Source organism: Streptomyces sp. NPDC127106, from assembly GCF_042677605.1.
Lineage (GTDB): Bacteria > Actinomycetota > Actinomycetes > Streptomycetales > Streptomycetaceae > Streptomyces.
On the sequence record NZ_JBHXTC010000027.1, the window covers coordinates 31,972 to 39,009 of the forward strand.

The following is a 7,038-nucleotide window of genomic DNA, read 5'->3' on the forward strand; positions in this document are numbered from 1 at the left end:
GCCCCCCGCCCCCCGCGCCCCCCCCCCCCCCGCCGCCCGGGCGGCCCGGCGCGCCCCCCCCCCCCCGCGCCGGGCGGGGGCGGGCGCCCCGGGGCCGTTGGGGGGCCGGGGCCTTGCGGAAAGGGCTACTCCGAGCGGCCCGTGTAGAAGGCGACGGTGAGGTCCTTCACCAGGGCCTTCCGCTCGTAGTCGTCCAGCTCGACCAGCCCCCGCGAGGTCAGCCGGTGAACGGTGTCGTCCACCGCGTCGACGACCGAGGACAGCACAGTGTCCCGGTGTTTGGCGTCGATCGCCGCGACCCTGCGCCGCCGCATGGCCTCGGCGACCTCGGGCGCGTACTCGATGCGCGTCGGCTGGGCCGAGTACACGTCGATCCCGACCGCCTCGGTCTCGGCCGCCAGCATCCGGGTCAGCGCATCGCCGACCGCCTCGGCGTCGCGCAGGGTCGGGGCGTCCTCGTGGAAGGCGTCCGCCGGCAGTTGCGACAGCACCCGTGCCATCGCCGACTCCACCTGCTCTGCGAGGTACTCGGTGTGGTCCTCGACGGCCAGCACGGCCCGGGCCGTGTCCTTGACCTGCCAGACGACCTGGACGACGACCTGGAGGGCGAGACCGCCCGCGTCCACGGCGGGCATCGGATCGCTGCGCCAGTGCCGCAGGCGTACGTCGACCCGGCGGCGCAGGAGCAGCGGACTGACCCAGATGAGGCCGGTACGGCGGACCGTGCCGCGGTAGCGGCCGAACAGGGTCAGCACCCAGGCGTGCCCCGTCCTGCTGCGGCCGAGCCCGCCGAGCGCGAGCAGGGCCACGACCCCGAGGAAGGCGAGCGGGGGCCAGTGGGTGGGGCGCAGCCCGCCGTACGGGCGGGGGGTGGCGCCGAGGGCGGCCTCGAAGACGCCGGGGAGGGCGCCGGCCCGCCAGAACACGGCCAGGCAGCCGGCGAGGGCGAGCGCGCCGACGGCCACGCCGATCCAGCCGGGCAGCACGGGCCCGTGGTGTTCCCGGAGCTGGTCGTCCCCGCGGGGGACCCGCCGTCCGGGGGCGGGCCGGGCCGCGCGGCGCGGGGCCGGCGGCACGCCCCGGGGTGCTCCGCCCGGACGCGGCCCGCCGGCCACCACGGGCGGGAAGGGCAGGTGCACCGGCACCTCCGTCACCGCCACCCCGCGGCGCGACGGCTCCTCCGCGCCGTCTCCTTCGCCCTCCGGGCCGGCACCGTCCGGCAGGCCGCGAGCCACGGCCCGCGCCACGACGTCGAGGACGCCGGGACCGGGCACACCTCCGCGGAGCGGTTCGCCGGGGGCGACGGGTTCGCCGGGGGCGGGCTGGCTGGGGCCGGGTTCGCCGGGGGCGACGGGTTCGCCGGGGGCGGGCTGGCTGGGGCCGGGTTCGCTGCCGGCCGCGGGCTGCGGGAACTCCGGGCCGCCGGGGCCGGGTTCGCCGTCGGCCGCGGCGTGCCCGAGCTGCGGGACGTCGCCGCCCGACGGGGCGGGTGCCGGTACGCGGACGAGCGCGCCGGCATCCTGCCCTGCCGGGCTGGAACCCGGCCCGGCCGAGTCGGCGCCCGGCGCGGCCGGGTCGACGACCTCGGTCGGCGGTTGCGGCGGTTGCGGCGGTTGCGGCGGTTCGGCCGCGACCCCGTCCCGGGCCGCCGGCACCTCGCCCTGCGTCGCGGGGCGCCCGTACGACACCGTCAGCAGCGGTGCCGGAACCCCCACGGCCCAGCCCCGGTGCCCAGCGCCGACCGGGACCCCCGGCTGGGCCCGCGGCGCGGCCGGCTCGGCGACGCGGTCATCGGCCCGAGCACCGAACGGATGCGCAGACGGAACGGTGCCGGCCGGGGCGGTGGCCGCCTCCCGGCCCGACGGCCCGCCCGCGGCAGCGGGCAGGGGGGCAGCGCCGCCGTCCGCCCCCGCCGTCCCGGGCTCGGTGGGGGCGCCGGCGGGCCGGGCCGCGGCCGGGCCTTCGGCGCCGGGCCGGAGCCGGTACCCGGCGGGGTCGGCCTGCCCGGCGTCCGACGTCACGGTCAGGGCCACCCGCCCGACCCGGCCGACCGGTACGGCTCCTGCGCCCCCGGCGGCGCCGCGCAGCGCCGTGGCGGGCACCGGCTCGACCGCCGCGGGGCCGGGAACCCCGCCCTGCGGCAAGTCCGGACCCACGACCCCGACGACCGGGCCGGCAGCCGATGCCGCCGACGCCGCCGACGCCGCCGACGCCGCGGCGGAACCCTGGACCACGGACCGCTCCCGGTCGTGCCCGGCGCCGTCGGCGTACGGCCGCACCCGGCCGGCCGATGCGACAGCCGGACCGACGGTCCGCGCCAGGGCTGCGGCCGGGCCTTCGGCGCCGGACCGGTGCGGGTCGCCGTACGCCCCGCGCGGTGCGTCAACGGTGGCCGCGAGCGGCCCGGGCGAGGTGGCGTTCCCGGCAGCCGGCCGTCCGGCCGTGCCCGGCGGCGCAGGAACGTCGGCCTGCGACGGGAGCTGACCCACGGGCCCGGCGGGCTCGGCCGCGCCACCCGCAGAGGCAACGTGGTGCGTGATGACCGACCGCGCGGTCGGCGCCGCCGGGGCCGCCAGGGCCGCCGGGGCCGCCAGGGCTGCCGGGGCTGGCGGGGCTGGCGGGGCTGGCGGGGCTGGCGGGGCCGGCACATCGGCCTGCGGCCTTCCCGGGCCCGTAGCCGGATCGGGCGCAGTCACCGCGGTCGGGCCGGCGGCCGGCAGCGACACCGCCCCTTCGGCGTATTTGCCGAGGGCTTCGGCCCTGTCCGTCGCGGCGGCGTCTGCCCCGGCCGAAGAGACGTGTTCCGCGGCGTGCGCCGCAATCGGCCGCTCGGCCGGGCTCGTGACAGTCAGAACGGCGCCCTGCGACCTGCCCGGGCCTACGGACGCAGCCGATCCGGCCGCTGTCGCCGGGGCCACCACCGGTTCGGCCGGGGCCGGGACGGCAGGAACTGTGGGCGAGGCGGCCGACCGGGGCGGGGTCACGGTCGGGCCGGTGTCGGCCGGGGCGGCTGCCCGGGGCGGGGTGCCTGCGGGCGGCCGCGCCGGACCGGCGGCGGCCGGGAGCCGGAACAGCAGGCCCGTGGTGCGGGAAGTGAGGGCGTGAGGGGAGACCGGGGGCACGTGGAGGGTGCCGGTGGTGGCGGTGGTGGCGGTGGTGCGCGTGGGGTACATCGTTGCCTCCGTCATGCGAACAGCCGGCGCCAGGTTTCCGGGCCCGGATAACCGTTGGCCGCGGCGCCGCGCCAGCCCTGGGCGCGCTGGAACGCCTCGACGCTGCGGCGGTCGGCCTCGCTCCAGCGGGGGCCCGGAGCGGCGGTGTAGTGCTTGCCGAAGCCCTTCTGCACCAGCCGGCGGCCGAGGGCGGTGATCGACGCGTGGGTGGACCCGGGCCGGAACACCGCCGCACCCGGGTAGGCCGGCACAGCGCCCACGCCCGGCTGGACCGCCGGAGCGGGCGAACCCTGATGGGCCGCCGGAGGGGGCGAACCCTGGTGGGCCGCCGAACCGGGGGAACCCGGGCGGACCACGGAACCAGGAGCACCCGGGTGGGCCGGGACGCCGGGAGCACCCGGGCGGACCACGGAACCAGGAGCACCAGGGTGGGCCGGGACGCCGGACGGGCCGGGGGCGGCCTCCAGCGTCGGGAGGATGTCGTTGCCCTGCCCGTCGACGAGGAGCTGCCAGGTGTGCGGGCCAGGGATGCCGTCCACGTCGGTGCCCGTCCAGCCCTGGGCGATCTGGAAGGCCTGGGTGGCCAGCAGGTCGGAGTCGGACCACTTCGTGCTGGGCCCGTTGGGGTAGAAGCGGCGGCCGCCCCGGTCGATCAGCATCCTGCCGAGCTCGGCGACGTACTGGTTGTCCGCGCCCGGGCCGAACATCGCCGTGCCGGGGTAGTCCTTGGACGGGAGCGACGGCTTCGGGTCGGTCCCGCCGTCGGGCCCGGTGATCCCGCCCGTCACCCCGTTGTACCGGTACGGGACGTACTTCGACGCGTTGTTCCAGTACCCGTACGGCGTCGCGAGCTTCCGCGTGTGCGGGCGGGTCTGTTCGTAGGCGATGTAGTGCGTGTGGGTCTCGTCGACCCAGCCTCCGAAGAGGGTGACGTGCGAGCCGTTGTTCGGGTCGGCCGGGTTGTGGAAGAGGAGCATGTCGCCCGGCAGCAGCTCCTCTTTCGTGATCTTGGTCGCGAATTTGTCGAGGCTGCCGGTCCACTCGTTCGTACCGAGGTTCCAGGCCATGGACACGTAGCCGGAGCAGTCCTGCCGGTAGCCGTCCAGCCAGTAGCTGTACATGCTGTACGGGACCTTCGCTTCCAGCCACAGCTGCGCCCGGTTGATGATCGACGTGCGGTCGATCCGCTTCAGCGAGGACGGCGCTCCCGGCGCGCCACCGGGCTTGACCGGGGCGGGCCGCCCGTGCAGCGGGGACTGGGCACCCTGCGGGGAGGCGGGGCCGTCCCCGTCGCGGTCGTGGGGGCGGGTGGGCTTGCCGCCCTTCGCCGGACCGGCCGGACGGCCCGGCTCGGCCTGTTTGACGCCCTTCGCGGGCTTGACGCCCTGAGCGGGCTTCGCAGGCCTGGCGGGCCTGGCGGGCTTCGCCGGCTTGACCTGGCTGCCGGGACGGGAGTCCGGGGGACCCGGAACCGGATCGGCGGCGGGTGCGTGCGCCACCGCTGCCGGTACGGTCGCGCCGCCGGTCAGGACCACACCCGCCGCGGTGGCCAGTACCAGCGCCCGGCGCGCGCCGCGCGCGGCCGGGTGACCGCCGTCGCGAAGCGCTATGGCCGGAGTGCGGGCGAGGGAGCGGCGCCGGTGCACACATCCCGGGCAGCCGCAGTCGCCTGCGGGCTCGTACTCCTCGAAAACGGGCGTCGGCATCGGCACATGCACCGGGGGCTGCATCGTCATGCGGGTCCGTCCACTCCCCTGCTCGTCCACTTTTCGGGCAGCCGCATATCTGTCGGGGCATCAGATTCGGCTCCACCCAGACATATCGTGCACGATAAACCCCTCAAACATGGGCTAATCGGACAAGGTGGGCGCGGCTGGTCATGGGGCACCCCTGAACGTGGGGTAGAGTTTTCTCTGTCAGCAGGCGCCGCTAGCTCAGTTGGTTAGAGCAGCTGACTCTTAATCAGCGGGTCCGGGGTTCGAGTCCCTGGCGGCGCACCGACAAGGGGAAGCCCCTCGCAGTGAGAACTGCGAGGGGCTTCTTCGTCGTGTCCGCCGATCCCTCCGCCGGCCCTGTCCGAGCACTCCGCGGGAGGTACCGCGACGGGCCGGCGATCGTCTACGCGTCCGCGCCCCTGCCCGTGAGGTACGCCGCGACGACCACGTTCGCCGTGTACTCCTCGGCCGCCTTGTCGTACGTGCCCCCGCAGGTCACCAGCCGCAGCTCCGCCCGGCCCGGGATCCGCCGGCCGTACGCCTTGTCCGGGTCGAAGCGCGTGCGCTCGTACACCTGGACGTCCTCGATGGTGAACTCGGCGACCGAGCCGTCGGCCCGGACCACGCGGACCTTGCCGCCCGGCTGCGCGGAGCTCAGCCCGTAGAAGACCGCCGGCCGGGACGCGGTGTCCACGTGGCCGACCAGCAGCGCGGCCCCCGCCTCACCCGGCTTCACACCCGCCTGCCACCAGCCCACCGCACCGGGGCGGTCGTACGGGGGCGGGTCGATCGCGCCCCGGGCGTCCAGGCCGCGCGGGACCACCGGGGCCTGGATGCCCAGCGACGGCACGTCGACCCGCACCGGCAGCGACGCGGCCAGCGGCGCGTGCGCGACCGGCAGACCCGGCACCGGGTACGCGGGCCCGCCCGCCCGGGCGAGCTCCGGCAGCGGCGGCACGCCCGTGATCTCCCGGCCCCACAACCACAGGCCGAGCACCAGCACCGACCAGGCGGCGAAGGTCAGCAACCGCCCGGCCGGGGTCGACCTCGGCTCGTCCGCGCCGTTCACCGGCGGGGCCTCACTCGCCGCTGCGGCGGCGGCGCAGGGCCAGGGCCCGGCCCGCGACGGCCAGCGTGGCCGCGGCGGCGAGGACGGCGCCGATCACGGTGTGCGGCAGGCCCGGACCATCGTCCCCGTGGTCCTTCTTCGCGGCGACGCCGGCAGCCCGGTCCCCGACGGCCCCGTCAGCACTGCCCGCCCCCTGCACCCCGTCCGCCTGCTTCGCCCGTTCCGCGATCCGGGCCGTCTCCGCGAGCTCCGCGGCCATGCCACCGCCCCCCGCGTGGACCGGCCGGACCGGCGACTGGTGGGGGTTCGGGCGCTCCCGGTCCTCGTCCCGGCCTTCGTCCCGGCCGCCCTGGCCGTGGTCCTTGGCAGGGTCCTTCGGGTCCTTCTCGCGGCCCCCGGCCGAGTCCTTCTCATGGTCCCCGGCCGAGTCCTTCTCATGGTCCTTGGCCGAGCCCTTCTCGTGGTCCCCGGCCGAGCCCTTCTCGCGGTCCTGCTCGCGGTCCCCGGCCGAATCCTTCTCGTGGTCCTGGCTACCCCCGTGCCCCTGACCGCCGTGGCGCACGACCTCGACGGATCCGTTCAGCTCGGAGCCGTCGCAGCGCACCCGGACGTCGTGCCGGCCCGGTTCGGCGCGCGAGCTGATCATCGCGTCGCCCCGCAGCGTCCCGTCGCCCTCCCGCCGCGAGGACAGGTGGGCCTCGGCGACGAAGACGGAGGACTTGGCGGTCGCCCAGCGGGCGTCACAGCCGTGGACCCGCAGCTTGACCTGCGCCCCCGGCTCGGCCTGGCGCGGATCGACCGCGACGCCCTCGCGGTTCTCCTCGCCGGCGGGCGAGGCAGCGGGCGCGGACACGGCCGGGCCGGCGGCGACGGCGGTGAAGGCCGCCAGGGCTGCGGCCACCCCGCCGGCGCGGAGAGCGATCAGAGCACTGCGCATGGTGAACCTCCTCATCAAGGAGGTTCACGTGCGGCGTGGGGGGGGGGGGGGGCGGGGGCGGGGCGCGGGGGGGCGGGGGGGGGCCGGGGGGGCCCGCGGGCGGAGACGCGTCGAGAGCGGGGGCGGGGGGGGGGGGGGCGGGCA

At 77.4% G+C, this 7,038-nt stretch carries 4 protein-coding genes and 1 tRNA gene; 1 reads left to right on the forward strand and 4 read right to left on the reverse strand.

The genetic code is table 11. The features are described from left to right. Positions 1–125 precede the first annotated feature (125 nt). Both ACFVGY_RS22145 and ACFVGY_RS22150 read right to left on the reverse strand, forming a co-directional pair. The gene (locus ACFVGY_RS22145) at positions 126–2,489 is read right to left on the reverse strand and encodes an SPFH domain-containing protein (RefSeq protein WP_385679930.1); all 2,364 of its coding nucleotides are present in this window, start codon (positions 2,487–2,489) and stop codon (positions 126–128) included. A gap of 695 nt (positions 2,490–3,184) precedes the next feature. After that, a complete protein-coding gene (locus ACFVGY_RS22150; protein WP_385679932.1) occupies positions 3,185–4,879 on the reverse strand; it encodes a peptidoglycan-binding protein in 1,695 nt (564 codons plus the stop codon). 217 nt (positions 4,880–5,096) lie between these two features. Here ACFVGY_RS22150 and ACFVGY_RS22155 point away from each other — a divergent pair. Continuing rightward, positions 5,097–5,170 (forward strand) — tRNA-Lys (locus ACFVGY_RS22155). Positions 5,171–5,291: 121 nt separating this feature from the next. Here ACFVGY_RS22155 and ACFVGY_RS22160 read toward each other — a convergent pair. Together ACFVGY_RS22160 and ACFVGY_RS22165 are read right to left on the reverse strand one after the other, a co-directional pair. Then, the gene (locus ACFVGY_RS22160) at positions 5,292–5,957 is read right to left on the reverse strand and encodes a class F sortase (RefSeq protein ID WP_385679934.1); all 666 of its coding nucleotides are present in this window, start codon (positions 5,955–5,957) and stop codon (positions 5,292–5,294) included. A 10-nt stretch (positions 5,958–5,967) separates the two neighbouring features. Beyond that, on the reverse strand, positions 5,968–6,894 hold the full coding sequence (locus tag ACFVGY_RS22165) for a hypothetical protein (RefSeq protein WP_385679936.1): 927 nt from the start codon (positions 6,892–6,894) through the stop codon (positions 5,968–5,970). Positions 6,895–7,038: the final 144 nt, after the last annotated feature.